Origin of the sequence: Marinobacter antarcticus (genome assembly GCF_900142385.1) — a bacterium.
GTDB lineage: Bacteria > Pseudomonadota > Gammaproteobacteria > Pseudomonadales > Oleiphilaceae > Marinobacter > Marinobacter antarcticus.
Genome location: NZ_FRAQ01000001.1, coordinates 467332 through 492512, shown reverse-complemented (window position 1 = coordinate 492512; position 25181 = coordinate 467332). Strand labels below are relative to the sequence as shown.

Sequence of the window (25181 nt, the reverse complement as noted above, 5' to 3'; positions counted from 1 at the left end):
GGTCCCGGCCCGTTCTTAACAACAACAAACAAGGAATGACCATGAAACGTATCATGATCTGTACGCTGATCGGCGCTACAGGCTTTGCTCTGAGTGCCTGCAATGACAGCAACAACGACAATCCTGCTGAGGTAAACCAGGTGCCCGGGTTCATCCAGGGCGATATACAGCGCACCGACTATGACGGAATTACCGATGACCTTCTGACGGCGGGTCTTGGCGCCACCGGCTTGCGCAATGGCCCGGAACCTATTTTTTTAGAGCCGCTCAACCCGACCTCCGCTGAGTTGCGCCAGCGTGCGATCTATAATAACTACCGTGCACTGGTCGATACCACCTCTGGTGGTGGTTACGGCGAGTTCTTTGGCCCCGGCGTGGGCAATGGCACCGAAGGGCTGATTCCAGGGCGTGAGTATATTGCTTTCATGACGGTTCCGGGCAGCGACGTGCCCGTTACGGTTATGGCCCAGATACCTGACAGTTTTGATCCACAGAGTCCGTGCATGATTACCGCTCCTTCGTCCGGCTCCCGGGGCATCTATGGCGCGATCGGTACCGCCGGTGAGTGGGGGCTGAAGAAGGGCTGCGTCGTAGTCTATACCGACAAGGGCAGTGGCACTGGCGCGCACAACCTGGAAACCAACACGGCCCAGCGCATGGATGGCACTCTTACGACCTCCGACGAGCCCGTGCAATTCCGCGCGGATCTGACGGCCACTGAGCGCAGTGAGTTTAGCGCAGCCTGGCCCGACCGCTTTGCCTGGAAACACGCACATTCAAAAACCAATCCGGAAGCAGACTGGGGGCAGCATGTTCTGCAGTCTGTCGAGTTCGGGTTCTGGGCACTCAACGAGCAATTCGGCAGTGACAGCAACGTTGCCCCTATCACGCCGGCAAACACGGTGGTTATTGCCTCCAGTGTTTCCAACGGTGGAGGCTCATCGGTTCGCGCGGCAGAGCAGGACACGAAAGGTCTGATCGATGGTGTTGCGGTCTCTGAGCCCAATGTGAACCCGGTTGTCGATGCCAGTTTCACCATTAAGCAGGGTAGTAACTCAGCCATTGAGCATCACAGCAGAAGCCTGCTCGAATACACCACAGCCCTGGCGGTGTACCAGGGGTGTGCCAACCAGGCGCCCGCCATTCGCGATATCGCACCACTGAACTTCCTCAACTCATCGACGGTGCGCGATAACATCTGTAACTCACTGGCCAACAAAGGACTGCTCACAGGTGCAGCCAGCGCAACCATTGACGACTACGCCACCGAAGCACAGCGTATTCTGAACGAGGACTTCGGCATCCAGCCTGAGCAGAACCTGCTGGCACCGGTGCACTTTGCCTCGAATGTGTCTCAGGGTATTTCGATGACCTATGTCAACGCTTATGGCCGCGCGGGTGTTGAAGATCGCGTGTGCGGGCTCAGCATGGCTGCAACGGACGGTGCCGGCGTTGTAAGGCAGCTGACGCAGACCGAAGAAGCGGCTTTGTTCGCGGTAAGTAACGGTATTCCACCTACAGGGAACGTCAATATCGTTTACGACCTTGCTGACGGCCAACCGACTCGACTGACCGACAGCGCGTCCCCCAGCAGCCTTCAGAAGGATTATGGTCTCGATGCCTTGTTGTGCCTGCACAGCCTGGCCCTGGGTCGCAATGTTATTACAGGAGGTTCGTTGTCTGTTGCTGATGCAAAGCTTCACGACGCGATCACCGTGGGTATCGAGGAAGTCAGAGCTACCGGCGATCTTCACGGCAAGCCTGCGGTGTTTGTAACTGGCCGGGCTGATGCCATTCTTCCCATCAACCACACATCCCGGCCTTATTTTGGGCTTAACCAGCGGGTGGAAGGTGCAAGCAGCGAACTTCGTTACTACGAAGTGCTCAACGCTCATCACCTGGACATACTGAACCAGTTTGACGGCATTGGTACCTGGTATGTACCGCTGCATCACTACTATTTCCAGGCTCTGGACCTGGTATGGGAGCGTCTGACTAACGGCACTGAGCTGCCGCCAAGCCAGGTCGTCCGGACAGTCCCACGGGGAGATCTCGCCACACCGCTGGCCGAGAGCAACCTGCCTGAGATAGCAGCACAACCTGCACCGGAAGATCTTATCAGTCTGGTTGGTGACGAGTTGCGCATCCCCGAATAAGGGTGTTTTGATCGTCGCGCGGGTCCTCTCATTTGCTCACTCTACAGGGAGGGCCATATACTTCCGACAACTCACCCGGCCATGCCGGGTGTCAGGGCTTTCGCAATGAACGATATTGAACCCGGCGGTACGCGCTACATGACACAGTTGTTTGGTGAGAAAAACAAAAGCGGGCTGACCCGGGACCTTATTGAAGCGCTCTTCCCCATGTTCGAGGAAGCCAGTGCAGGCGCGATTGCCGTTGATCGCGAGGCTCGCATTACCTGGATGAACAACAGCTATGCCCAGCTGCTTGGCTTGAAAGACCCGGCTGGTGTTATCGGCCGCCCCGTGCGCCAGGTGATTCCTGAAACCCGCATGCCCGAAGTTGTGGAAACCGGCAAACCACTGCTGCTCGATATCATGGAGCACCAGCAACAACAGTTGGTGGTTACCCGGTTACCATTTTATGACGAGGCTGGCGAGATCGAAGGCGCTGTGGCGTTCGTGCTCTACGACGACCTGCAGCCGCTTACGCCGCTGGTCAGCAAGTATCGGCGTTTGCATCAGGATCTCGCTGCGGCTCGCAAGGCGTTGGCAAAAAAAGCGAGGAGTACGCGATACAGCCTCGGAGATTTTGTTGGCGCCAGCCCTGGAGCTCTCGAGGTCAAGCGCCGTGCCCGCCTGGCTGCCGGCCGTGAGATGGCGGTGCTGTTGCTGGGTGAGACAGGTACCGGCAAGGAAGTGCTGGCTCAGGCGATTCACTCCGTCTCCAGCCGTGCAGAAAAGCCGTTTGTGGGTGTGAACGTGGCGGCCATTCCCGATAATCTCCTGGAAGCCGAATTTTTCGGTGTGGCGCCGGGCGCCTATACTGGCGCAGACCGCAAGCTACGGGAAGGGAAGTTCCAGCTCGCTAACGGCGGCACACTGTTTCTCGACGAAGTTGGCGACATGCCCTTGCCGCTGCAGGCCAAACTCTTGCGAGTCCTGCAGGAAGGAGAGGTCGAGCCCCTTGGCTCGAATAAGGTGACATCGATAGACGTTCGGGTCATCGCGGCAACCAGTCGCAATCTCGAAGCCATGATTGCCGATGGCATTTTCCGCTCAGATCTTTATTACCGGCTTAACGTGCTGGAAATCCCCATACCACCTCTGAGAGACCGCCTCGCTGACCTCGGCTTGCTCTGCGAAACCCTGCTTTGGGATATCAGCGAAGGGCTGGATATGCGTGCGGAGATTACGGATGCTGGTGTTGCGGCTCTCGCAAGTTATGACTGGCCCGGGAATATCCGCGAATTACGTAATGTGCTGGAAAGAGCCCTGACCATGAGCGAGGAAGGTGGTGTGCTGGATGCCGATGCCATGTTCAAAGTGCTGCCCCGGGTTGGCGCGCGCCCCGCCTCGCAAATTGCGTCGCGGCCTGTCAGGCCACTGGCCGCAACACTGGCGGAGGCGGAAGCTCAGGCAGTGGAAGAGGCGCTGGTTGCATGCAGAGGTAACCGTACCAAGGCCGCCCGGCTACTGGGTATTTCCCGCTCGGTGCTGTACGAAAAACTGGCAAAAATGTCCTGATTACCGGACATGTGTCTTGATATCTGTACAAGTACCTACGACTATAGCATTGTATTGTCCGGTATTCCGGACGTCCTGATAGTCGTTATTTTTTTAATTTTATTTATGCCATTGATATATAAAATAATTTTTTTTTGGCATAGTCTCTGCTAGTTCCCAAATGCAGGACGTCAGAACAACGCAGAAAACAAGACTGACGCTTTCGTTGGACCCGAAAATTACAAATGTCCGTCTCGTTTCCTGCAATGTCTGACTAGACTCAGATCAGGCCATCGGGAAAACCATCCTGCTGGCCATATAAAATAACAATGCTAGGAGACTCGCCAATGACATCCATCAAGGCCCTTACCGGTATCGCCGCCGCGATCGCCCTGACCACGGGATCAGCTTTCGCCGATGACCTGCGCTGGAAAATGCCGGTCGCCTTCGCTACCAATCTCCCTGGCCTGGGTTCGCCTGCCGCCTGGGTTGCCGATAGCCTCAACACCGCTTCCGATGGCAGCATCCAGGTTCGCGTCTATGAGCCCGGCAAGCTGGTTCCGCCTTTTGATATCTTGCAGTCCGTTTCCGATGGCAAGGTCGAAGCAGGTTACACCTGGATCGGTTACGACCAGGGCAAGGTACCTGCGATTCCCCTGTTTGCGGCTGTACCCTTTGGCATGAAGCCCTGGGCCTATACTGGCTGGTACTACTACGGTGGTGGCCATGAAATGCTGCAGGAAGTCTATGCCAACAAGGGCTTCGACGTGCACGCCCAGCTGTGCGGCATTATCGGGCCTGAAACAGCGGGCTGGTATGCGGAAAAAATTGAAACACTGGAAGACTACAAGGGTCTGAAGATTCGCTTCGCGGGTCTGGGTGGTAAGGTTCTGGAAAAACTGGGAGCCTCGGTTACCATGATGCCCGGTGGTGAGCTCTATCAGGCACTGGAAAAAGGCACCATCGATGCGACCGAATTCTCCATGCCAGCCATCGACCAGATCCTCGGCTTTGATCAGGTAGTCAAGTACAACCTGTTCCCGGGTTGGCACCAGCAGTTCACTGCCCAGTACATGCTGATCAACAAGGACGAGTGGAACAAAACCACCGAAGCACAGAAGGCTCTGGTTGTGGCCTCTTGCACTGCCGCAACAACCATGGCCCTGGCCGAGGGTGAGTACAAGAACGGTAAGGTTTTGGCCGGCTTCCAGGCGAAGGGCGTCCAGGCTGACCAGATCCCCCTCGACGTTCTGCGTGAGCTGAAAGCGGTTACCGGGGAAGTGCTGAAAGAAGAAGCCTCCAAGGATGCTGACTTCAAGCGTGTCTATGAAAGCCAGAACGAGTTCATGGAGACTTACAAGGTGTGGGATACACGCGCCTATGTTCCGGCGGACCTTTAAGGTCTCGGGCTGACCCTGAGACACCGGAATAGCTTCTGGTGCTCTCTAACCAAGTCTGGATGGCCCTTCGGGGCCATCCTTGTTTCACAACGGGCTTTCTGAGCGAGGAACTGTTGTATGACGGTGTCTGGTAAAGGCTCACCGCAGAACGTGCGGACATCGGTGTCCGACACCGACGAATTTCTCCATCATCACACAGAGTTGCCAACAACCCGGGTCAGTCAGGTGATGGACCGTGTGATCGCTGCGATCGGCAAGGGTGCTTCCTGGCTATGGGTCGTGCTTACCGGAGTGATCATCTGGGCGGTGGTTGGTCGCTATGCCTTTGACCATGGTTCTGTGACATTGGAAGAAGTCCAGTGGCATCTGGCTGGAGTGGGCTGGCTGCTGGGGCTGTCCTATACCCTGGTGGTCGATGATCACGTGAGAGTGGATGTACTCCATGAGCGCCTGTCCCTGAAAGGCCAGGGCTGGATTGAACTGTTCGGACTGGTATTCCTGTTGTTACCGTTTCTCGGGTTGGCGGTTTACGAAATGATCCCCTACGCCTTTAGTTCCTGGCAGCAGGGTGAAACCAGTCAGGCGCCTGCCGGGCTTCCTTACCGCTGGGCTCTCAAGGGTATTCTGGCATTGTCTTTCGTTCTTCTGATTCTGGCTGCGCTATCCCGCTTGCTGAAAGTCACCGCACTGCTTTTCGGTTTTCCGAAACCAATCCGGATCGAGACTGGAAATAACAAGAAAGAGGATGCGTCCTGATGGAGCTTGAAACCCTGTTTGTAATCGGTATGTTCCTGACGTTCGGGGCACTATTGATGACCGGTTTTCCGGTTGCCTGGGTGTTGGGTGGCACCGCAGTCATCTGGACAGTTGTTGGTGTGGTGGCTGTTGAAAATTTCGGTGCCAATCTGTGGTTCGACTATTCCTCCTCCATGGGGCTCGTGCCCGAGCGGGTATGGAACGTCGTAAACAGTGAGACCCTTGTGGCTCTGCCCATGTTTATCTTTATGGGTATCATGCTTGATCAGTCGGGTGTCGCCGAGCGACTGATGAACAGCATGGTAAAACTTTTTGGCGCGGTCCGCGGCGGGTATGCGGTAACGGTGATTATCATTGGCGTACTGTTGGCGGCCACCACCGGCATCATTGGCGCTTCCGTGGTGTTATTGGGCATGCTCTCTTTGCCCGTGATGATGGAGAACAAGTACGACAAGGGGTTTGCCGTGGGCACAGCCTGCGCCACAGGCACTCTTGGGATCCTTATTCCTCCTTCCATCATGCTGGTGCTGATGGCAGACCGGCTGGCGGTTCCGGAAGCGTCGGTGGGTGATCTGTTCATGGGAGCGTTCCTGCCCGGCCTGCTGCTGGGTGCCATGTACGTTGCCTATGCCATGATCCGCCCCCTGCTGCAGCCGCACATTGCGCCGGTGCCGGAGGGCACTGAGAAAGTATCCTGGAGCATTGTCTGGGAAGTGGCCAAGGCAGTTCTGCCCACGGCTGCGCTGATTCTTGGTGTGCTTGGTTCTATCTTTGCCGGTATAGCCACGCCCACGGAGGCTTCCGGCGTTGGTGCTCTGGGGGCTCTTGTGTTGGCCCTGATGGCAAGACGCCTGAACCTGAAAGTGCTCAGCTCATCGATTCAACAGACCACCCGCACGTCCGCTTTTATCTTTGCGATTTTCCTTGGCGCAACGGCTTTCTCCGTGGTGCTACGGGGTCTTGGTGGCGACGAGGTGATCAAAAATGCGTTGCTGGGGCTGCCATTCGGACCCTATGGCGTGATATTGACCATTCTGTTCGCGGTGTTCCTGCTTGGCTTCTTCCTGGACTGGGTTGAGATCACCCTGATTATTCTTCCGCTGGTGGCACCGGTGGTCCAACATCTCGGATTCGACCTGGTGTGGTTCACTATCCTCTTTGCCATGTGCCTGCAGACGTCGTTCCTGACGCCACCGGTAGGCTTTGCACTTTTCTACATCAAGGGCGTGGCGCCGCCGGAAATCACGGTGATCGACATCTACAAGGGCGTCATACCCTTTATCATTATTCAGCTGATAGCACTGTCGATTGTATTCCTGGTACCCGAGATCGCGACCTGGCTGCCCAGCGTGGCTTACGACTAAGGAGATAATAATGCGTCTAGAAAACCAGATAGCCCTGATTACCGGGGCGGGACGTGGCATCGGCCGGGCCATTGCCGAACACTATGGCCGTGAAGGTGCCCGTGTAGTGGTAGCTGACCTTACGCTGGAAAGCGCACAAGAGGCCGTTGACGCCATCGAAAAAGCCGGCGGCACGGCTATGGCCCTGGCCATGGACGTGACCGACGAGGCGGCTGTCGATGAAGGTGTCGCCACCATTGTTAAAACCTGGGGCGGCCTGGATATCGCTGTGGCAAATGCCGGTATCCAGCACATAGATCCCCTGCACAAACTGGCCTATGCGGACTGGCGCCGGGTGATGAATGTGCACCTCGATGGCGCCTTCCTGGTAACCCGGGCCGCGCTCAAGCAGATGTATGTGGGTGGCGGGGGCACTATGCTTTACATGGGCTCTGTGCATTCGCTGGAAGCTTCACCCCTGAAAGCCCCTTACGTGGCGGCGAAACACGGTATGCTGGGTTTGTGCCGTGCGGTTGCCAAAGAAGGTGCGGAACACGGTGTGCGTAGCAATATCATCTGCCCGGGCTTTGTAAGAACGCCGTTGGTGGACAAGCAGATACCGGAACAGGCAAAAGAGCTTGGTCTTTCTGAAGAAGACGTGATCAGCAAGGTCATGCTGAAGAATACAGTGGACGGCAAGTTCACCACGCTGGAAGATGTTTCCGAAATGGCCGTGCACCTTGCAGCCTTTCCCTCGGCCGCCCTCACTGGCCAATCTATTGTTGTCAGCCACGGCTGGCACATGCAGTAAGCAACAGGAGCGACGGATGAGCCTTACAGAACAATCACCCGTAGTCTGGTCTCCATCGGAGCAGACGCTGGACAACGCCCGGATGGGCCGGTTCAAAACCTGGCTGGAAGATCAGGGCTATGGCCCCTTTACTGATTATCACGCGCTGCACCAGTGGTCAGTTGATGATCTGGACACCTTCTGGGCCAAAGTCTGGGATTATTGCGGCCTGATTTGCGAGACACCCGCCAGCAAAGTGCTGGGTAAGCGGGATATGCCTGGCGCCGAGTGGTTCCCTGGCATGAAACTGAACTTTGCCGCCAACCTGTTGCGACTGGCAGAGGGCGACCACGCCAGCCAGGAAGCCGTCGTAGCCTATTGTGAGACACGCCCTGTTTTGCGTCGCACTTATGGCGAACTGAAAGCCGATGTTGGTGCACTGGAAGCGTTTCTCCGCAGCAACGGCGTCAAAAAAGGCGACCGGGTAGCCGGTGTTGTTACTAACGGCTACGAAGCTCTCGCCGGCATGCTGGCTGCAACCAGCATGGGGGCCATCTGGAGTTCCGCTTCGCCGGACTTTGGTATTGGCGCCATCCTTGACCGGTTTGGTCAGATTGAGCCGTCTGCACTGATCGTGGTAAACGGCTACGGTTATGGCGGCAAGACCTTCGCCCGACAGAACGACTTTGCTGAATTGATTGCTGGCCTGCCAACACTCAGGTGTGTTGTCAGTGTTGAGCAGCTTCCGGGTGAGGCGGCGGTTCCGGGTGAACTGGTTACCACGTGGGACGAGGCCCTTGCTTTTGGCTCAGGCCAGGCACCTTCGTATGCCCCGGTAGATCCGGACCATCCGGTTTATATCCTGTATTCGTCCGGCACCACCGGCAAGCCTAAGTGCATCGTCCACGGTACCGCAGGCCTGCTGGTCAATCATGCCAAAGAACTTATGTTGCACGGCGATGTAGGCCCGGAAGACCGGTTCCTTTATTTCACCACCTGCGGCTGGATGATGTGGAACTGGCAGGCTTCTGCCCTGTTGACCGGCGCCACCGTCATCACCGTAGACGGCTCACCCGGCTACCCCAGCCTCAGCTTCCTGTGGGAAACCGTAGCCGACGAGCGCGTCACCCACTTCGGCACCAGCGCGCGATTCATTGCAGGCTGTCGTAAAGCTGAACTGAGCCCTGCAAAAACCCTGGATCTCAGCAAGCTCAGAGTCGTGTTCTCAACCGGATCGCCGCTGCTTCCAGAAGATTACGACTGGGTATACAGCCATGGCGCCCCCGAAGTGCTGCTCGGCTCCATTGCCGGTGGCACCGACATCTGCGGCTGCTTTGTCGGTTCTACCCCACTACTGCCCGTGCGCCGAGGCGAAATCCAGTGCAGCTTGCTGGGCGTTGACGCCGTCGCATACGGCGACGATGGCAAACCCGTTGATCAGGGCCGTGGCGAACTTGTCTGCCGCCAACCCTTGCCTTCCATGCCTGTCGCTTTTTGGGACGACGCCGACGGCGAACGCTACCGCGCTGCCTACTTCGACAGCTTCCCCGGTGTCTGGGCACACGGTGATTTCATCGAGTTCACCGAACACGGCGGTGCCATCATCTACGGCCGCTCCGACGCCACGCTCAACCCTGGTGGCGTGCGCATCGGCACCGCAGAAATTTACCGCCAGGTAGAAACGGAAGCGGCCATCAAAGACAGCCTCGTAGTCGGACGCCAGATCGACGGCGACGTAGAAGTAGTGCTGTTTGTAGTACCTGCAGAAGGCCACGAACTCACGGACGACCTCCTGAAGCAGCTTAAAGCCCGAATCCGCAAAGGCGCCAGCCCGCGCCACGTTCCAAAACACATCGTGCAGGTGCCAGACATTCCCTACACCCGAAGCGGCAAAAAAGTGGAACTGGCCGTTGCCCGCCTGATCAATGGCTCCAGCAAAGCCGATAACCGCGATGCCCTAGGCAACCCGGAAGCGCTGGACCAGATTCGAGATCGGCTTGCCGAAGAGAATTTGCTGCCGAAGGGGTAGTTTTTAATCTCGGAAGGCAACTTAGAAGCTCGAGAAGTGGCGGGGTTAACGCTTCCCAAAACTGTGCGGAGCCATGGATGGCGGAGCCCAAGCGCCACAGGGATGTGCTTGAGCGGGTTTTGGGAGGCGTTAATCACGACGCTTTACTCCTAAGCCTACAGGCCAAAATGTTAGAATGTTTCGTAAATTCCCGCCATTTCATCGCCCTGTTACCGAAGATCAGGAGTTTTTACTCCGTTCTTATACTAAGATCGTAACCAGAGATTACAAAAAAATGGTATCTTAGTAGCCCTATTAAAAGTTCCAAAATCAGTCATTGCAAAGATCGGACGCCCACAAGGCGCCGGATCCTGCCATGACCGTCCTGAACCCACCTATTAGCCTGAGGACGAAAATGAAATCTTCCAAAGCCAAGATTGTCTACACGCTGACCGACGAGGCGCCTGCTCTTGCTACACGGTCTCTCCTTCCTATCCTGGAAACCTACGCCAAGCCGGCTGGCATCCAGTTCGAAACCAGCGACATCTCTCTCGCGGCTCGTATCCTGGCAACGTTCCCGGATCTCCTCGAAGAAAATCAGCGGGTTCCGGATGCCCTCCTGGAATTGGGCGAGTATACCAAAGACCCCGATGCCAATATTATCAAGCTGCCAAACATTTCTGCCTCCATCCCGCAGCTGCGCGCCGCCATTAAAGAACTGAGCGATCAGGGTTACAAACTTCCCGAGTACAAGGAAAACCCTGAAACCGACGAAGAAAAAGAGATCACCGCCCGTTACGCCAAAGTACTCGGAAGCGCCGTAAACCCGGTTCTGCGTGAAGGCAACTCAGACCGTCGTGCTCCTGCGGCCGTCAAAGCGTTCGCACGCAAATACCCCCACACCATGGGTGAGTGGAGCCCGGCTTCACGCACTCACGTGGCGCACATGCGTGGTGGCGACTTCTACTCCAACGAGCAGTCCCTGATTCTCGACAAAGCGACCAATGCCCGCATCGTTTTCGAGAACAAGAAAGGCAAGCAGACGGTCCTGAAGTCTGATCTGCCGCTGCTCGAAGGCGAAGTGCTCGATGGCATGTTCATGAGCAAGAAAGCGCTCTGCAAATTCTTCGAAGATGCCATCGAAGACTGCGAAAAGACCGGCGTGATGTTCTCCCTGCATGTGAAAGCTACCATGATGAAAATCTCTCACCCTATCGTGTTTGGTCACGCGGTGAAGATTTTCTACAAAGAGCTGTTTGACGAGTACGGCGACCTGTTCGATGAAATCGATGTAAACCCGAACAACGGTCTGTCGTCCGTGACTGAGAAAATCAAGCAATTGCCGGAATCCAAGCAGGAAGAGATTCAGGAAGCTCTGCACAAGACTTACGAGCATCGTCCGGAAATCGCCATGGTTGATTCCGTAAAAGGTATCACCAATCTGCACGTACCGAGCGATGTGATTGTTGACGCCTCCATGCCGGCGATGATTCGTAACTCCGGCAAGATGTGGGCTCGCGATGGCAAGCTCAAGGACACCAAGGCAGTTATGCCGGAGTCCACCTACGCCACCATCTATCAGGAAGTGATCAACTTCTGTAAGACCAATGGCGCGTTTGACCCCACTACTATGGGCACGGTGCCAAACGTGGGCCTGATGGCGCAAAAAGCTGAAGAATACGGTTCCCACGACAAGACCTTTGAAATCAAGGAAGACGGTGTTGTGCGTGTGATTGCCGAAGACGGCACCGTCCTGACCGAGCATAACGTGGAGAAGGGCGATATCTGGCGCGCCTGCCAGACCAAAGACCTGCCGATCCGAGACTGGGTCAAGCTGGCTGTTAACCGTGCCCGTGCCACCGGCATGCCGGCAGTTTTTTGGCTTGACGACGAGCGCGCTCATGACGCTCAGCTGATTACCAAGGTAAACACCTATCTGAAAGATCACGACACCGATGGCCTGGACATCCGCATCATGTCGCCTGTCCGGGCTATCCGCTGGACCATGGAGCGCCTGATCCGCCGCCTGGATACGATCTCTGTAACCGGTAACGTACTACGTGATTACCTCACCGACCTGTTCCCGATTCTGGAGCTGGGTACCAGTGCCAAAATGCTGTCGATTGTTCCCCTGCTGAACGGTGGTGGTCTATATGAAACCGGCGCTGGCGGTTCTGCACCCAAGCACGTGCAGCAACTGCTGCAGGAAAACCATCTGCGCTGGGATTCGTTGGGCGAGTTCCTTGCCATTGCCGTGTCTCTGGATGAGTTGGGTGAGAAGCACGATAACCATCGTGCACGCCTGCTGGGTCAGACACTCGACAAAGCTACCGAACGCCTGCTGGAAAACAACCAGTCGCCTTCTCGTGTGACCGGTGAGCTGGACAATCGTGGCAGCCACTTCCACTTGGCCCGCTACTGGGCAGAAGGGTTGGCCAGCCAGGACAGCGACAAGGAACTCAAAGAGTTCTTCACGAAAATGTCAGCACAGCTTGAAGAAAACAAGGATAAAATCCTGGAGGAAATGAGTGTTATCCAGGGCCATCCTGCAGATATTGGCGGCTACTACCACCCACCTGCGGAAAAGGTGAGGGCGATCATGCAACCAAGTGAAACCCTCAACCGGATTATGGAAGATGCCCGCGCATCGGTGAAGTAATCCCTGACGGCATCCGGGTATTTTGCCCGGCCGCCTGAGACAGAAACCCGGAAAGCCCGTAATACGGCTCTTCGGGTTTTTTTGTGGCTGGTCTTAATCGTCGTCCGGTTCTTCCTCGTAGCCTTTGCCGGACTCTCCGGCCCTGCTGAGTTGATACATTGTGACTGGCGGCCCGATCAGCTCGAATAACACGGTGGAGCCGATAATCAGCGGCAGGATGAAGGCTATCTCCGGCATGCGGTGAGTTGCGACCAGAGCCAGGCCCATGGCCACCCCTGCCTGAGGTAACAGACAGGCACCGTTACGCCAGCGCACGATATGGTTGGAGCCGGCAAGAACTCCGCCGGTGTACCCGCCGAGAATCCTGCCGGCGATCCGGGCAAGGATATAGACAGCGCCGAGCATCCCCAGCGTCGGCAGCAATTTCCAGTCCAGACCGAAACCCGCCAGGAAGAAAAACGTTGCCAGGAAGGGCTCAACGATGCCCTCAATGGAGCGGAATGGCCGCACATGATGGTATGCCCTGTTTGCCACAGTTATTCCAAGGGTCATGCAGGTAAGCAGGTAGGACACGTCCAGTGAGCCGGCAATGCCGGCTGCCAGGAAAACAAACCCCGCGGACTCCAGCAGCATCGGCTCGCCCGGTTTCAGACGACCCGTCATCCAGGCCATGGGCAGGCCCAAGAGTACTCCTAGTATCATGGCTCCAAGAACTTCATAGAGCCCATACCCGATGGTTTCGAACAAGTGCGCGCCGCTTCCCGACAACAGTTCAGCAAATACCAGCAGGATGCTGAACAGAATGGCACCCCAGGCATCGTCGATGGCAACAACCTGTGCCACTACCCGGGTCAGCGGCCCTCGGGACCCGGTTTCTCTCATTACATCGATCGTGGCTGCCGGGTCGGTCGCCGTTGCGATGGCAGCAAGCACCAATGAGGCCGGTAAATTTTGCGTCACTGCCCAGGTTGCGGCGAATATCAGCAAGGCCGTGACCAGGGTCACTGCCAGGCTTACGATAATGGCTTCCCGACCCTGTCTGAGATCGCGCATAGACATGCGTTCGCCAAGCAGAAAACCTACCATCGCCAGAGTAAGCTCTGTCACCAGGCCAAAATTGTCACTGACTCTGGCTGGAATCAGATCAAGAATCTCGGGGCCGGACAGTGCGCCCACCAGTAACAAGAGGGTCACTCTGGGTACATGCACCCGTTGGCCCAGTGTGTGGGCCCCGAGAGCCAACAACATGATGCCGCCAATTAGCACCAGATCCAGCGCGTGGGACATAGCTTACTCCTGCTGCAGCGGCACCTGTCGCCCCCCGGTCAGCCGAGCCAGATCTTCGGGTGAAAGCTCAATCTCCAAGCCGCGGCGGCCAGCGCTGACGTAGATAGTGTCAAAGGCTGCTGAAGAGGCGTCAATGAAGGTTTTCAGCCGGTTCTTCTGACCCAGGGGACTAACGCCCCCAAGCACATAGCCGGTGCGGCGTTGCACTTCCTGTGGGTCAGCCATATTGGCTTTTTTTCCGCCCGCAGCCCTGGCTATCAGTTTCATGCTCAGCATTCCGGTGACTGGCACCACGCCTACAGCGAGCATTTTGCCATCAACGATGACAACCAGAGTCTTAAATATCCGTGCCGGATCAACACCCAGTTTTTCTGCCGCCTCATTGCCGTACTCGGTGCTGCCGGGGTCGTGCTCGTACTCATGGATAGCGTGAGAAATGCCGGCTTTACTTACCGCATCGACACCGGGCGTCATAGGTTGCTCCTGAAATCGTTGGTTTTTCTGATGCTCAACGGTCTATGATAACTTCAGAGCTGGCCAGCCCGAAGATCGAATAAAAACAGTCACCAATACCAAGGCGTACCCGATGAACCCAATAGCCCGTCGTGCACTTCACAGTTGCAAGGTTCCCAAGGATCTTTCTACCGTAACTCATCGCGATGCTGCAGGCGAAAAGCCGGAAGCAGCCGGCGTTGACGCCAGCACCGTAGACACTATCTGGAAAAGCGTCGAAGCCCTGTATCGCACTGGTGTGCACCCTGGCATTCAGATATCTGTGCGCCACCGGGGTGAGCAGATCCTGCATCGCGCGATTGGTCATGCGAGCGGTAATGGCCCCCATGATCCCGCTGGAACACCTAAAGTACTCATGACTACAGACACGCCCATCTGCTACTTTTCTGCTTCCAAGGCGGTCACGGCGCTGCTGATGCACATGCTGGTTGAGCAGGGGCTGGTTAACCTGATGGATCCCGTGTCCTATTATTGTCCGGAGTTTGCTACAAACGGAAAGCGCACTATTACGGTACACCAGATTCTGTCACACCGGGGTGGAATTCCTGCTATTCCCAACGAGACCCCGATTGATGTTTTGTGGAATCAGGACGAGATCTGGCGCCTGCTATGCGAGGCCCGAGCCGTTGAGGTAAATGGTGCCAAGGTCGCGTATCACGCAATAACCGGAGGCTATGTACTGCAGCGAGTACTCGAAAAGGTTACCGGCGATTCCATTGAAAATTATCTCGATAAACACCTGCGCCAGCCAATGGGAATGAAATGGTTCACTTACGGGATTCAGCCCGAGAACCTTAATGAACTGGCCACCAATTACGCCACCGGCCTCAGGCCGCGCTTTCCTGTGTCCTGGATCGTTAACCGTGCGCTTGGCGGTGATATCTCGACCGTGGAGCAGGTAACCAATGATCCCCGCTTTCAGGAAGCCGTGATTCCAGCAGGCAACCTGTGCGGTACGGCCGAGGAAATGGGGCGGTTCTTCCAGATGATGCTTAACGGCGGCATCTGGAACGGCAAGCGCATCTGCAGTGAGATCACCATTCGTCGTGCCATTCAGCAGTTCGGCTCGTTACAGATTGACCGTACCATGATGATTCCCATGCGCTTCAGTGCCGGCATGATGCTCGGTGGCAATCCGGTTGGCTTGTGGGGTCAGAAAAGCCGCTATGCATTCGGCCACGTTGGCCTGATTAACAAGCTCTGCTGGGCTGATGCCGCACGGGATATCTCCGTAAGCCTGCTCAACACCGGGTTCCCCATTGTCGGGCACCACCTTCCTGCACTGGGTAAGTTCGTCTATACCATTGCCAGTCAGTTCCCGCTCCGCCCGGAGAGTGAGCGCCCCGTGGTCGCCGCTTGAGGCGGCCACTCACAGAGTTCTGAGCTGGGCTTCAAGAATACCGAGTACGGATGACAGAATATCCCGGAAGTCAGTCAGTGTCTGAGTGCGTTGAATGACTTCCTCGCGATTCTCGTCCAGTCGCTCCAGCTTGGGCACAACACGACGAATGCCTTCGGTGATCACCTCATAAGGGTAGTGGTGATCCTGAGTGCTGAGCTTGTTTATCTCGGATACTTCCTGGCTGAAAATACTGATGATGTCGTACAGCATGTCTTTGTGCTGGACGCTGGCGGCTTCCCAGTAAGCATCGTCCAGCAGTTCAAGCAGAGAAAGGTATTCCCGGAGGGTATCGGCAACGGATGTCTGGCTCATAAACAATCCCGGTAGCTGAAAAAGAAACAGTAAGGGAAACTATAGCAGCGGATTCGCCGGGAATCTCTGAGTGCCGGGTCTGTTGCGTAATTGTGACGTAAAAGTGAAACTCTATTCATTTTGTTGCGCTTTGTCGGACAGTTGTGCAAAATTAAATTCAGTAAAGGAACTGCTGCCACTCAATGGATGAGAGACACAATGGACAAGCCCATATACCCGCACCACGAATACCCTTTCACGGTCAGAAACGTCCGGCTCGATCATCACGATAGTGTCCGTAGCCACGTGCACCAACAAGTCAGCACGGAAGTAGAGCGGCTGGAACGCCGTATTGAAGTTCTGCGCCTGACCAAAGCACCCCATGTAGCCGTTATGATTTCAGCCTATGAGCGGATGATTGACCACAAAAAAAGTTTTTTGCAGAACTGTGATCTTGATGAGCGACGCTATTACTGACGCCGGGAAGCGCCCGCTGCTGTCCAGATTATAGCCGCAGCGTCGTCTGGCTGGTTGTCGCAATAGGCTTCATTAGCGCTCCTTTGGTCAGCCTCGCCATTGGAATAGAATATTCTTAGCTCTGAGTTCGTGTAATCCAGTTCAACCCTTAAGCAGTCAGGGCTTGGCTCACTCAGGTTGATGCCGTCATAACGATTCAGATCGAGTACTGCTTTGTCCGAACTCTTGATATAAAGCGTGTCGGTTCTCGCCTGAATGAAATCCTGCCTTAGTTCGATGCTGCCAAAGTTTCGGCTGCAGCTGGAACCGGGCAGCGTTACCTCGGTGTACCTGCGTATTATCAATACCAACACATTCCGCTTGCCCGTCAGCCTCTGGAGTCCAGACAGCTATATTGAAAAGGTGTCGGTGGATGAGGTTGTCCGGGGTGCACTGCTGGGCAGCCTGCTCGCTATTCTGGCCTATAACTTGTTTGTGGCGGTTTCGGTTCGCGAGCGCAGTAATATCTACTACGTGCTCTATCTGGTATCGGCGGCGGTGTTTATTGCTACCGAACAGGTTCACGGTATCCAGTTACTGGACAGCCGCCCGGCGATCTTTAACAAGGAATACCTGCACTTTCAGATCATCATGACCTGGTTCTGGGGCCTGCTGATGGCCCGCGCTCTGCTGGAAACCCGTACCCGGTCGATGGATCTGGACCGGGTTATCAAGATGTGCATCTCGTCAGTGCTTCTCACCTTTGTGTTGTCCCTGTTCCTTCCCTACCACGTTGCTATGGAATGGATTGTTATCGGGTAGGTGCTGCTCTGCCTTATTTTGATTGTGGTGAGCTATCTGTCCTGGCGTTATTACAACCCTGCTGCTCGCTCCTACTTTTTTGCCTGGACGCTGGCACTCATCGGTTTTGGTATATATGCCCTGACGGTTATGGGCTATCTGCCGCTCAATACGTTCACCATTTATGCGCCCCAGATTGGGCAGCTGGAGGCGCGGGGCACGGTAAAAGGTGTGGAGGCACGTTATCTGACCCAGGGAGGAGAAGAGCACTGGGCTATTATCTCACTCCACACGGCTTACGATGCCGGCGGTGCGCCGACGCACCTGGAAGGAACCTGCGTTGACTCCACGGAAAGTCACCGGCGCCAGCGCATTGAGCGCGAGCGGGAACAGGAGCGACTGGAGAAAGAACTGGCCCGCAATTCCGCGGAGGCCAAGAGCCAGTTTCTTGCCAATATGAGCCACGAGATCCGGACGCCGTTGGCGGCCATCATTGGCTATGGCGAAACGCTTATGGATCCGGATCTTGATGACCAGGAAAAGCGCAGCAACGCGGACACTGTCGTCCGGAGTGGGCGTCACCTGCTGGAACTGGTGAATGATATTCTTGATCACTCCAAAATCGATGCAAACAAGCTGGATGTGGATGTAGTCTTGGTGAACCTGCCGGAGCTGCTGGTTGAGATCCGGGCGTTCTTTGCACCCCGGGCCCGGGAAAAGGGGCTGGATTTCCATATACTCTGTGAGTTTCCGCTGCCCGAGCACATTCAGACAGACCCGACGCGTCTGCGCCAGATTATTATCAATCTGTGTGGAAATGCGCTTAAATTTACCGAAAAAGGGTCGATCTCCCTATCGATCCGCTGTGATCCCGAACAGGAAGTGCTGATTGCCCGGGTCGTGGATACCGGCATCGGCATGAAGCCTGAGCAGATTGGCCGGCTGTTTGATCCCTTCGCCCAGGGCAGTGCCGCTATTTCCCGGCAGTACGGCGGCACAGGCCTCGGCTTGAGCATTTCGCGGCGGTTGGCAGAAATGCTGGGTGGCAGTATTCGTGTCAGCAGCACATATGGAGAGGGCAGCGAGTTTGAGTTATCGATTCGCACCGGTACTCTGGAGCAGGTTCACTTCCTGCGGGACGCGTCGGAGCTCAGCCAGCGCCGGCGAACCATTCCGATGGTTGTAGCGCCGCGCCTTTCCGGGCGGATACTCTGTGCTGAAGACAACGATGTAAACCGCCGCCTGGTATCTTTGCTGGTGAGCCGCACCGGAGCTGAGCTTGTGCACGTGGGTAACGGGACCGAAGCTCTCGAGGTGAGTATCAGGGAGGATTTTGATCTCATACTGATGGACATTCAGATGCCGGTGATGAATGGCCGTGATGCTGCTGCTGCGCTGCGGGAAGCCGGGGTGAACACACCGGTCATTGCGTTGACAGCTAATGTCATGGCCGAGGATATCGCTGATTACCGGCGGGCAGGCTGTAACGAACATCTGGCCAAGCCCATCGATAAGCAGCGATTCTATGACGTTCTTGCGCGTTACCTTGAGGTTCGTACCGGCAGTTCCGCCGAGGCTTCGCAGCAATACCATGGCAGTGTGCTGGTGGCTGAGGACAACGAAGAAAACCGGCAGCTGGTGGAGCGGATGCTGAACCGCTTGGGCCTGGATGTTGTAGCCGTTGCCTCGGGTGCGGAAGCCGTACGTAAAGCGCTTTCAGAATCTGTGCAAATGGTGCTCATGGATCGACATATGCCGGAGATGGACGGCGTGGCGGCAACTCAGCTGCTCAGACAAGCGGGTTTCCGGCGCCCAATCATTGCTTTTACGGCGGGCGATCAGCAGGAAACCGACGCACTGCGCGAAGTAGGCTGCGACGGGGTGCTGGACAAGCCGATAGATGAGCACCGTCTGCAAGCGCTGTTGGGCCGTTTTCTGAAGCCTGTGCCGCCCGGCGAGGGCAGTGCTGATGAAGATGACGATATCAGTCGCCTGGCGGCCAGATTCTTGTCAGGGTTGGTTGAGCGCCGGCAGCGAATGAATCAGGCACTGGTAAACAGTGATCAGACAGTGCTTGAAGCTGAAACGCATCAGATCAAAGGCTCTGCGGGCGCCATGGGGTATCCGGTGATGACCCGCCAGGCGGGCATTGTGGAAGCACTCGTAAAAGTCACCAATCCGCAATGGAGCCAGGTTCGCAGCGAACTTGCGATACTGGATGAGATGATAGAGCGTGAACAAACACAGAGTAAAACAGGGTCGGGCCAATGAGTGAGCGCCAGTTACACCGTGAACATCAGTCCATGAGCATGATGTATGGCACCTATGCCGATATTTTGTTCGTGCTTGGGCTGGTTACCAACCGGGATCTTGGCCGCTACAAGGAGCGTAGTGTATTTTTTATTGCTCTGACACTGTTTGTGGTGCTGGGGCCGACCATTATCCTGATGCTGAGCATAACGGGTGGTGCCGAAGTGCCGGGGTTTGTGGCCTTTGTGCAGCCAGTGCTGCTGATTATTGCAATCTCGCTTTACTCAACGGCTGTTAGTATCAGCAATATACTGATCCGGGATGACGACCAGGAATCTTATGCTGCCCGCACCGATGAGCATCTGACGGATATCGCCCGCGCCCCGAAAGCCGGGCATGCGCCGTTGGATCTTCCCCGCCATACCGATACCGACTCGTGGTAACTGCGGTTTTGCAAGGATTCCGGGCAGCAATGCGCCTGGTGAAAAAAGGAGATAGAGGATGGGTAATTTGATCGTATTGGTTATTGAAGATGAGCCAGTGATGCGCGAGCGGTTGGTTGAGATGCTGTATAAGGCCGGAGCTACTGACGTAACAGAGTGCGAGAATGCGGCTTCAGCCCGCAAGGCATTTGATGCGGGCAAGTTCCAGATTGTACTGCTGGATCTCGGTTTGCCGGATGGTGATGGGCATGAATTGATGAAGGCATTCAAGACGGCCCGGGATGGGCAGCATATTGTGCTGGTCACTGCGGATGACTCTATTGACAGCATTCAGCGGGCAATCAGCGCTGGAGCCAACGGTTATGTGGTCAAACCCTATTCCCAGGAAAAGATTCTTGATGTGGTCAGCAATTATGCGGTGGTACATGGCGGCGACTCGGCAATGATGCAGGGCCTGAACCGGCACCATTGACGGGCTCAGGCTCCTTCCTCCTTCGTGCGTTCTTAAGCTACCTGGCGTGCGATCCAGGAGTTGTGGCGGCTAGCCAGAGCGCGAACGTAGCGGGCTTCCGCAGTACCCAGGGTGGCTAGCACGCCGTTGAAGATCCAGCCCCGCTCGTAAACCCCAAGCACTCTCTGCTCGTCATCGAAGTTAACGCGCTGGTTCAGCTTTTTACAGATAGCATCCAGCAACGGCAGTTTCTCTGGGCGACGGATGGGCCCTGGCCGGTTGTTCATGGTCTGGTTAGCGGCGCGCGTTGTCGCTGGTTTTCTCATGGTGATCTCCTTGTCGTTTTGCGACGGCAAAAACAAAACCCCGGAGCCGAGAGCAACCGGGGTTTTGCGGAGATGCTACCCCGGTTGCTGCAAAAGCTCCCGGGAACTGACCGAAAGCCGTTAGATGTCTTTTACCCGCGAACGCATGCTCTGCCCTTCAAGGCAATCTGCTGCGGTGTTCATCATGTGCTGTGGAATCATTCGGATCATAGTCGGCTTTACTGATTCATTTGAACTAATAGTGTATCTGTTAGCCCAGTGTTTGCAATAGCTCGAGCGCTTCGGCAAACGCGTACAGACGGATGTAGGGAGCACCCTCATAATTCTTTTGTCACGTTTTTTTACGTTGTGCAAATCCAGATACTTGCCAGCCAGGTGTCCAATGGATCTCTCCTTTATACGCAGCCTTTTTGGCTGCGTTTTTTTTCGGTAGTGGAAAGTCCGTAGCCGCTAACTCGTACAGATACCCAGGGCCATTTGGGCGCTATGCACCCTGAGGGATGGTCTGGGGATGATCGTTCTCAAAGCGCGTGCTCTGAAGCACTGACGTATTCCCAGGTTTTTTGCAGAATCAGCGCATCGTTTGCCGCCCGGTGAACAGGCAGGCCCAGGTCAGAAATTACCTGTTGTCGCGCAGATGGCCACTGCTTTACCTGCCGGGAATCGAGCAGTACAGAGACAGACTCCAGTTGAAATCCGGGCTTCACACCTGCAGCCCTGAATAACCGGTACAGCCAGAAACTGTCAAACGTCCAGGCATCACAGAAAACCTGCCCGGACAACAGCTGGTTGAGGTGATGAGCCACCTCAGTTACTGCATGGCCCTCAGTCAATAACCGTGCCCTCGGAATGCCATGAATCCCCTCTGCGCTTTCAGACCATTCCTGCCAGAGTACGTGGGGGGCAATCAGCCAGCTATGCAGTGCGCTGTCGGGCATACAAACCCCTACCTCGATCGGATAGCTTGCAATCAGGTCAAGGCTTGATGCCTCGAAGTCGATAAATGCCGGGCGCAGTTTGGAGGTCATTGGCAGTCTGGTTATCAGGTTACTTTGGGGTCAGTCTACCCGCCTGTCTTCATGGACGCGAACCCAACCCGCCTTTGCACTGTTACAATACCCTCATTCTATTACCCGGTCTTTACAGAACCCATTATCTCTTTGCCAGGAGCCTGCATGACTGACACTGTGGTTGTAATCTATTCCGGAGGTATGGACTCCTTTACTCTGCTTCACTGTGCGCGCGCACGGGGATTGCGGGTTCATGCGCTCTCCTTCAATTATGGTCAGCGTCACGTCCGAGAACTCGATGTTGCCCGCTCTGTTTGCGCTGACCTCGATATCCCACACAAAGTTATTGATATCCGTGCTATGAGCGAGGTTATGTCCGGTTCCGCGCTTACCTCCGGCGAAGACATACCCGAAGGCCATTATGAAGAAGAAAACATGAAGGCTACGGTGGTGCCCAACCGCAACATGATCCTGCTCTCCCTGGCTACCGGCTATGCCGTAACCGTGAATGCCGGTGCTGTGTGGTATGGCGCCCATGGTGGCGATCACGCTATTTACCCTGACTGTCGGCCGGAGTTTGTAGAGAAAATGGATGCCGTATGCCGGGTTGCCAACTATGAGCCCGTGGGTATCGAAGCACCGTTCATGCACATAAGAAAAGGCGAAATTCTGGCTGAGGGCCTGAAGCTCGGGCTCGACTACGCCAATACCTGGACTTGCTACAACGGGCGGGAACAAGCTTGCGGACTTTGTGGCTCCTGTGTTGAGCGGCTTGAAGCCTTTGCTGAAAACGGTCTTCCAGATCCGCTGGCCTATGAGGCGGGGCGCTGATGTACCGTGTCAAGGAAGCGTTTTATACCTTGCAGGGTGAGGGAGCCCAAGCAGGTCGAGCTGCAGTATTCTGCCGCTTCAGCAAATGCAATTTGTGGACAGGCCGGGAAAAAGACCGTGCAACGGCAGTTTGTGATTTCTGTGATACGGACTTTTTAGGCACAGATGGCCAGAACGGCGGTGCCTTTGAAACCGCAGAAGCTCTTTCGGCCCATATCCGCAGGCTCTGGCCGGATGCGCCAGGAGCACCCTACGTGGTTTGTACCGGCGGAGAGCCGTTACTGCAGTTGGACGAAAAACTGATTGATGCTTTTCATCAGCAAGGGTTTGAGGTGGGTGTGGAAACCAATGGCACCCTGCCCGCGCCTGCCGGCATCGATTGGCTCTGCGTGAGCCCCAAGGCGAATGCTCCTGTGGTAATTGAAGCCTGCGATGAGCTTAAACTGGTGTATCCCCAGCCTAAGGCCATGCCGGAAAGGTTCACTCATATAAACGCCCGGCATTTTTTCCTGTCGCCCATGGCCTCCCCGTCAGCCCCTGATAACGATACAGACCCGGTCAAGCAGAGCAACACCCGCAAGGCCACGGATTACTGCCTGGCCCACCCCCGCTGGCGCCTGACTTTGCAGATGCACAAAATCATCGGTATTGACTGATCACACGGGAGCCGATGTGTGGGGGAAGGGTTTTTCAGGAACCGGAGGATCCGGTCAGAGCCGGATATCGGTAATCACCGGATTGTGATCAGAGGAGCGCCAAGGCGACGCGGCTGTGCCAGGCAGGTTGTTTTTATACCCCAGAGGCGCTGGCTCGTCGGCATTGATGATCCAGGTTCTGGCGCCGAGAATCCGGGGTTTGAGCGAAGACGAAGCAAGAGCGTAATCCAGCGAACCTTTTTCGCCTTTGTACCGGTATGTGTAATGATCACATTGCTGTGCCGTGCAGGGGTGAAAATGATGCACCATGCTGGTGAATCCCGCCTGCTGCAGAGCCTGTAGCGGCGCTTCCCGGAAATAGCTGTTGAGATCGCCTGTGATCAGCGTGCCTGCAAGATCGGGGATCTGCGGTAGCTGATCCAGCCATTTTGTAAGGGCCTGAGCGGCTTCTGTGCGACGCCCGGCATAGCACCCCTGGCCATCATTCCTGTCCCGGTTGTCACCCGTTGCACCTTGGCAGGACTTTGATTTCAGGTGTGGCACTATTATCTGAATTGCATGACGTTGACCTTCGGGGCGGAAGATCTGTGCCAGTGGTGGGCGGCCCCTGTTGCTGAACGGGCCGGTGTTCAGACGTTTTGGCTGTGCTTCGGCTACGATGCGATCACGGCGGTATAGTAAGCCCGTGCGGATCTTGTCCTGGCCGTCTGCGCCCGGGGTCGCAACAAAGGCCCATTCTGGCCCGAGAGCACTGGCCAGCTGTGCTATTGCGCTGCTCTCATTATAGCCATCGTTTTCCAGTTCGGTGATCGCCAGAATGTCCGGGTCTGGTCGCCGCAGTGCTGCTACCAGCCGCCTTTGCTGTACCTCGAGTGCCAAAGCTGTTGACGCGCCGCGTGCAGTTGGGAAGCCTCCACCTTCACCATTGCCGTTAAAGTAGTTCTCCAGGTTCATGGTCATAACCCGGACATGGGGCTCTGCCGGCCGGCCGGGTGCTGGCAGCCTCATGTTTACAGATTCGAAAATCGGTGGTTTTTCCGGTTGTATCCGCCAGGCTCCGAACCGGTAATCAAGAATCCCCGAGAGCTCCTGGATTTTATCGCCGGTGCGAACCGTATTCTCATCACTCAGGCCGCCGGGTGGCCAGGGTATCGGGCTGGGATCGCGAACGCTGCGGCCATCGTCCAGCAGCAGTCTCTGCTGCCGGTTTCGGTCGGCAATCAGTGTGGCCTGTGGGTCGGGCTCCAGGTATTCCGTGGGCACCACCTGATCGCCGGCTGCCAGCGTGAGCTCGCCGTAACGTGCAAGGTTCCAGGAATCGATAATCGTCAACGGCTGGGCCACCCGGACTCGCATGTTTTCGAGTGACTCCAGGGTATCCGGCCAAAGCAGCTCCAGAACCTGAGCTTTCGGGAGGGGTGCCGAACCGCAGGAGGTGATGGTTCGGATGTCGGCCAGCTCGGTCAGGTCATGGAATTCTTTAACGGTGCCGGTAACGCGCAAACGCTCGCCCAACGCCCCCGTCTTTTTGCGGGTATAGATCAACAGTGCTTCGGAGGTCTCAGGGTTGCCGTCGGTTTCGCCATCAGCCTGTTGCAGATAAAAACCGTCAAACCCGCCGTCCATGCGGGCGTCGAAAGTGAGGACGCCTTCCACAGTCACCCGGTCGCCGACGAGCGGAGAGGTGTCGCCCCGGCCCTGAATCTCAGAGACCGGTATCGCCGGATCGCCACAAAGGTTCGCCGCCAAAACCTCTGAGGCAGGTAGTACCAGGGTAAGAGTGAGGGCACAAAAAAACCGTGCGCTTGGGGTCACGCTGATC

21 protein-coding genes and 1 pseudogene are annotated in these 25181 nt (G+C 56.0%); 16 read left to right on the top strand and 6 right to left on the bottom strand.

Features of this window, described 5'->3' with window-relative positions; genetic code table 11:
- Window positions 1-41 precede the first annotated feature (41 nt).
- The 8 genes from BUA49_RS02350 (at window position 42) to BUA49_RS02310 (ending at window position 12642) form a co-directional block, all read left to right on the top strand.
- Window positions 42-2156: a 3-hydroxybutyrate oligomer hydrolase family protein gene (locus tag BUA49_RS02350; protein WP_072795210.1), complete on the top strand. Its 2115-nt coding sequence runs from the start codon at window positions 42-44 to the stop codon at window positions 2154-2156.
- 138 nt (window positions 2157-2294) lie between these two features.
- Window positions 2295-3707 (top strand): sigma-54 interaction domain-containing protein, encoded by a 1413-nt coding sequence (locus BUA49_RS02345; RefSeq protein WP_072797609.1) that lies wholly within the window; start codon window positions 2295-2297, stop codon window positions 3705-3707.
- A 326-nt stretch (window positions 3708-4033) separates the two neighbouring features.
- Window positions 4034-5086 carry a TRAP transporter substrate-binding protein gene (locus BUA49_RS02340; protein ID WP_072795209.1) on the top strand — a complete coding sequence of 351 codons (1053 nt, stop codon included), beginning with the start codon at window positions 4034-4036 and terminating at the stop codon, window positions 5084-5086.
- Window positions 5087-5203: 117 nt separating this feature from the next.
- Entirely contained in the window at window positions 5204-5842 is a 639-nt protein-coding gene (locus BUA49_RS02335; RefSeq protein WP_072795207.1) for a TRAP transporter small permease subunit, read from the top strand.
- Window positions 5842-7206 carry a TRAP transporter large permease gene (locus tag BUA49_RS02330; protein WP_072795205.1) on the top strand — a complete coding sequence of 455 codons (1365 nt, stop codon included), beginning with the start codon at window positions 5842-5844 and terminating at the stop codon, window positions 7204-7206. The genes BUA49_RS02335 and BUA49_RS02330 overlap by 1 nt, the downstream gene beginning before the upstream one ends.
- A gap of 10 nt (window positions 7207-7216) precedes the next feature.
- The gene (locus tag BUA49_RS02325; protein ID WP_072795203.1) at window positions 7217-7996 is read left to right on the top strand and encodes a 3-hydroxybutyrate dehydrogenase; all 780 of its coding nucleotides are present in this window, start codon (window positions 7217-7219) and stop codon (window positions 7994-7996) included.
- 16 nt (window positions 7997-8012) lie between these two features.
- Entirely contained in the window at window positions 8013-10004 is a 1992-nt protein-coding gene (locus BUA49_RS02320) for an acetoacetate--CoA ligase (RefSeq protein ID WP_072795201.1), read from the top strand.
- Window positions 10005-10398: 394 nt separating this feature from the next.
- On the top strand, window positions 10399-12642 hold the full coding sequence (locus BUA49_RS02310; RefSeq protein ID WP_072795198.1) for an NADP-dependent isocitrate dehydrogenase: 2244 nt from the start codon (window positions 10399-10401) through the stop codon (window positions 12640-12642).
- A 93-nt stretch (window positions 12643-12735) separates the two neighbouring features.
- Here BUA49_RS02310 and BUA49_RS02305 read toward each other — a convergent pair whose 3' ends face one another.
- The gene (locus tag BUA49_RS02305; RefSeq protein WP_072795197.1) at window positions 12736-13929 is read right to left on the bottom strand and encodes a cation:proton antiporter; all 1194 of its coding nucleotides are present in this window, start codon (window positions 13927-13929) and stop codon (window positions 12736-12738) included.
- Window positions 13930-13932: 3 nt separating this feature from the next.
- Complete coding sequence (gene ybaK, locus BUA49_RS02300; RefSeq protein WP_072795196.1) at window positions 13933-14403, bottom strand: Cys-tRNA(Pro) deacylase; 471 nt, start codon at window positions 14401-14403, stop codon at window positions 13933-13935.
- Between the two features lie 112 nt (window positions 14404-14515).
- Between ybaK and BUA49_RS02295 the strand changes: the two genes are divergently transcribed.
- Window positions 14516-15802: a serine hydrolase domain-containing protein gene (locus BUA49_RS02295; protein ID WP_072795195.1), complete on the top strand. Its 1287-nt coding sequence runs from the start codon at window positions 14516-14518 to the stop codon at window positions 15800-15802.
- Between the two features lie 9 nt (window positions 15803-15811).
- Here BUA49_RS02295 and BUA49_RS02290 read toward each other — a convergent pair whose 3' ends face one another.
- Window positions 15812-16156 (bottom strand): hypothetical protein, encoded by a 345-nt coding sequence (locus BUA49_RS02290; protein ID WP_072795194.1) that lies wholly within the window; start codon window positions 16154-16156, stop codon window positions 15812-15814.
- Between the two features lie 198 nt (window positions 16157-16354).
- On the opposite strand from BUA49_RS02290, the gene BUA49_RS02285 reads away from it, so the two are divergent.
- The 5 genes and pseudogenes from BUA49_RS02285 to BUA49_RS02270 all read left to right on the top strand — a co-directional run bounded on the left by BUA49_RS02285 (window position 16355) and on the right by BUA49_RS02270 (window position 20557).
- Window positions 16355-16612 (top strand): hypothetical protein, encoded by a 258-nt coding sequence (locus BUA49_RS02285; protein WP_072795193.1) that lies wholly within the window; start codon window positions 16355-16357, stop codon window positions 16610-16612.
- A 255-nt stretch (window positions 16613-16867) separates the two neighbouring features.
- Window positions 16868-18484 (top strand): annotated as a pseudogene (locus tag BUA49_RS18165) (sensor histidine kinase); the annotation flags it as partial.
- 84 nt (window positions 18485-18568) lie between these two features.
- Window positions 18569-19663: a response regulator gene (locus BUA49_RS18160; protein ID WP_323807514.1), complete on the top strand. Its 1095-nt coding sequence runs from the start codon at window positions 18569-18571 to the stop codon at window positions 19661-19663.
- A complete protein-coding gene (locus BUA49_RS02275; protein ID WP_072795192.1) occupies window positions 19660-20085 on the top strand; it encodes a hypothetical protein in 426 nt (141 codons plus the stop codon). Before BUA49_RS18160 ends, BUA49_RS02275 begins: the two co-directional genes overlap by 4 nt.
- 58 nt (window positions 20086-20143) lie before the next feature.
- Window positions 20144-20557 (top strand): response regulator, encoded by a 414-nt coding sequence (locus BUA49_RS02270; protein WP_072795191.1) that lies wholly within the window; start codon window positions 20144-20146, stop codon window positions 20555-20557.
- 32 nt (window positions 20558-20589) lie between these two features.
- Here the strand turns inward: BUA49_RS02270 and BUA49_RS02265 are convergent, their stop codons facing one another.
- Complete coding sequence (locus BUA49_RS02265) at window positions 20590-20862, bottom strand: hypothetical protein (RefSeq protein ID WP_072795190.1); 273 nt, start codon at window positions 20860-20862, stop codon at window positions 20590-20592.
- A gap of 521 nt (window positions 20863-21383) precedes the next feature.
- A complete protein-coding gene (locus tag BUA49_RS02260) occupies window positions 21384-21890 on the bottom strand; it encodes a 3'-5' exonuclease (protein ID WP_072795189.1) in 507 nt (168 codons plus the stop codon).
- Between the two features lie 147 nt (window positions 21891-22037).
- Between BUA49_RS02260 and queC the strand changes: the two genes are divergently transcribed.
- Together queC and queE are read left to right on the top strand one after the other, a co-directional pair.
- Window positions 22038-22703, top strand: coding sequence for a 7-cyano-7-deazaguanine synthase QueC (gene queC, locus BUA49_RS02255; protein WP_072795188.1), 666 nt, complete (start codon window positions 22038-22040; stop codon window positions 22701-22703).
- Window positions 22703-23359 carry a 7-carboxy-7-deazaguanine synthase gene (gene queE / locus BUA49_RS02250; RefSeq protein ID WP_072795187.1) on the top strand — a complete coding sequence of 219 codons (657 nt, stop codon included), beginning with the start codon at window positions 22703-22705 and terminating at the stop codon, window positions 23357-23359. Before queC ends, queE begins: the two co-directional genes overlap by 1 nt.
- Window positions 23360-23413: 54 nt before the next feature.
- On the opposite strand, the gene BUA49_RS02245 is transcribed toward queE, so the two are convergent.
- Entirely contained in the window at window positions 23414-25174 is a 1761-nt protein-coding gene (locus BUA49_RS02245) for an ExeM/NucH family extracellular endonuclease (RefSeq protein ID WP_072795186.1), read from the bottom strand.
- Window positions 25175-25181 lie beyond the last annotated feature (7 nt).

What these genes read in the sequence shown, in the direction of transcription:
- BUA49_RS02350 (WP_072795210.1), top strand. Translation starts at nt 42, where the DNA reads ATGAAACGTATCATGATCTGTACGCTGATCGGCGCTACAGGCTTTGCT.
- BUA49_RS02345 (WP_072797609.1), top strand. Translation starts at nt 2,295, where the DNA reads ATGACACAGTTGTTTGGTGAGAAAAACAAAAGCGGGCTGACCCGGGAC.
- BUA49_RS02340 (WP_072795209.1), top strand. Translation starts at nt 4,034, where the DNA reads ATGACATCCATCAAGGCCCTTACCGGTATCGCCGCCGCGATCGCCCTG.
- BUA49_RS02335 (WP_072795207.1), top strand. Translation starts at nt 5,204, where the DNA reads ATGACGGTGTCTGGTAAAGGCTCACCGCAGAACGTGCGGACATCGGTG.
- BUA49_RS02330 (WP_072795205.1), top strand. Translation starts at nt 5,842, where the DNA reads ATGGAGCTTGAAACCCTGTTTGTAATCGGTATGTTCCTGACGTTCGGG.
- BUA49_RS02325 (WP_072795203.1), top strand. Translation starts at nt 7,217, where the DNA reads ATGCGTCTAGAAAACCAGATAGCCCTGATTACCGGGGCGGGACGTGGC.
- BUA49_RS02320 (WP_072795201.1), top strand. Translation starts at nt 8,013, where the DNA reads ATGAGCCTTACAGAACAATCACCCGTAGTCTGGTCTCCATCGGAGCAG.
- BUA49_RS02310 (WP_072795198.1), top strand. Translation starts at nt 10,399, where the DNA reads ATGAAATCTTCCAAAGCCAAGATTGTCTACACGCTGACCGACGAGGCG.
- BUA49_RS02305 (WP_072795197.1), bottom strand. Translation starts at nt 13,929, where the DNA reads ATGTCCCACGCGCTGGATCTGGTGCTAATTGGCGGCATCATGTTGTTG.
- ybaK (WP_072795196.1), bottom strand. Translation starts at nt 14,403, where the DNA reads ATGACGCCCGGTGTCGATGCGGTAAGTAAAGCCGGCATTTCTCACGCT.
- BUA49_RS02295 (WP_072795195.1), top strand. Translation starts at nt 14,516, where the DNA reads ATGAACCCAATAGCCCGTCGTGCACTTCACAGTTGCAAGGTTCCCAAG.
- BUA49_RS02290 (WP_072795194.1), bottom strand. Translation starts at nt 16,156, where the DNA reads ATGAGCCAGACATCCGTTGCCGATACCCTCCGGGAATACCTTTCTCTG.
- BUA49_RS02285 (WP_072795193.1), top strand. Translation starts at nt 16,355, where the DNA reads ATGGACAAGCCCATATACCCGCACCACGAATACCCTTTCACGGTCAGA.
- BUA49_RS18160 (WP_323807514.1), top strand. Translation starts at nt 18,569, where the DNA reads ATGGTTGTAGCGCCGCGCCTTTCCGGGCGGATACTCTGTGCTGAAGAC.
- BUA49_RS02275 (WP_072795192.1), top strand. Translation starts at nt 19,660, where the DNA reads ATGAGTGAGCGCCAGTTACACCGTGAACATCAGTCCATGAGCATGATG.
- BUA49_RS02270 (WP_072795191.1), top strand. Translation starts at nt 20,144, where the DNA reads ATGGGTAATTTGATCGTATTGGTTATTGAAGATGAGCCAGTGATGCGC.
- BUA49_RS02265 (WP_072795190.1), bottom strand. Translation starts at nt 20,862, where the DNA reads ATGAGAAAACCAGCGACAACGCGCGCCGCTAACCAGACCATGAACAAC.
- BUA49_RS02260 (WP_072795189.1), bottom strand. Translation starts at nt 21,890, where the DNA reads ATGACCTCCAAACTGCGCCCGGCATTTATCGACTTCGAGGCATCAAGC.
- queC (WP_072795188.1), top strand. Translation starts at nt 22,038, where the DNA reads ATGACTGACACTGTGGTTGTAATCTATTCCGGAGGTATGGACTCCTTT.
- queE (WP_072795187.1), top strand. Translation starts at nt 22,703, where the DNA reads ATGTACCGTGTCAAGGAAGCGTTTTATACCTTGCAGGGTGAGGGAGCC.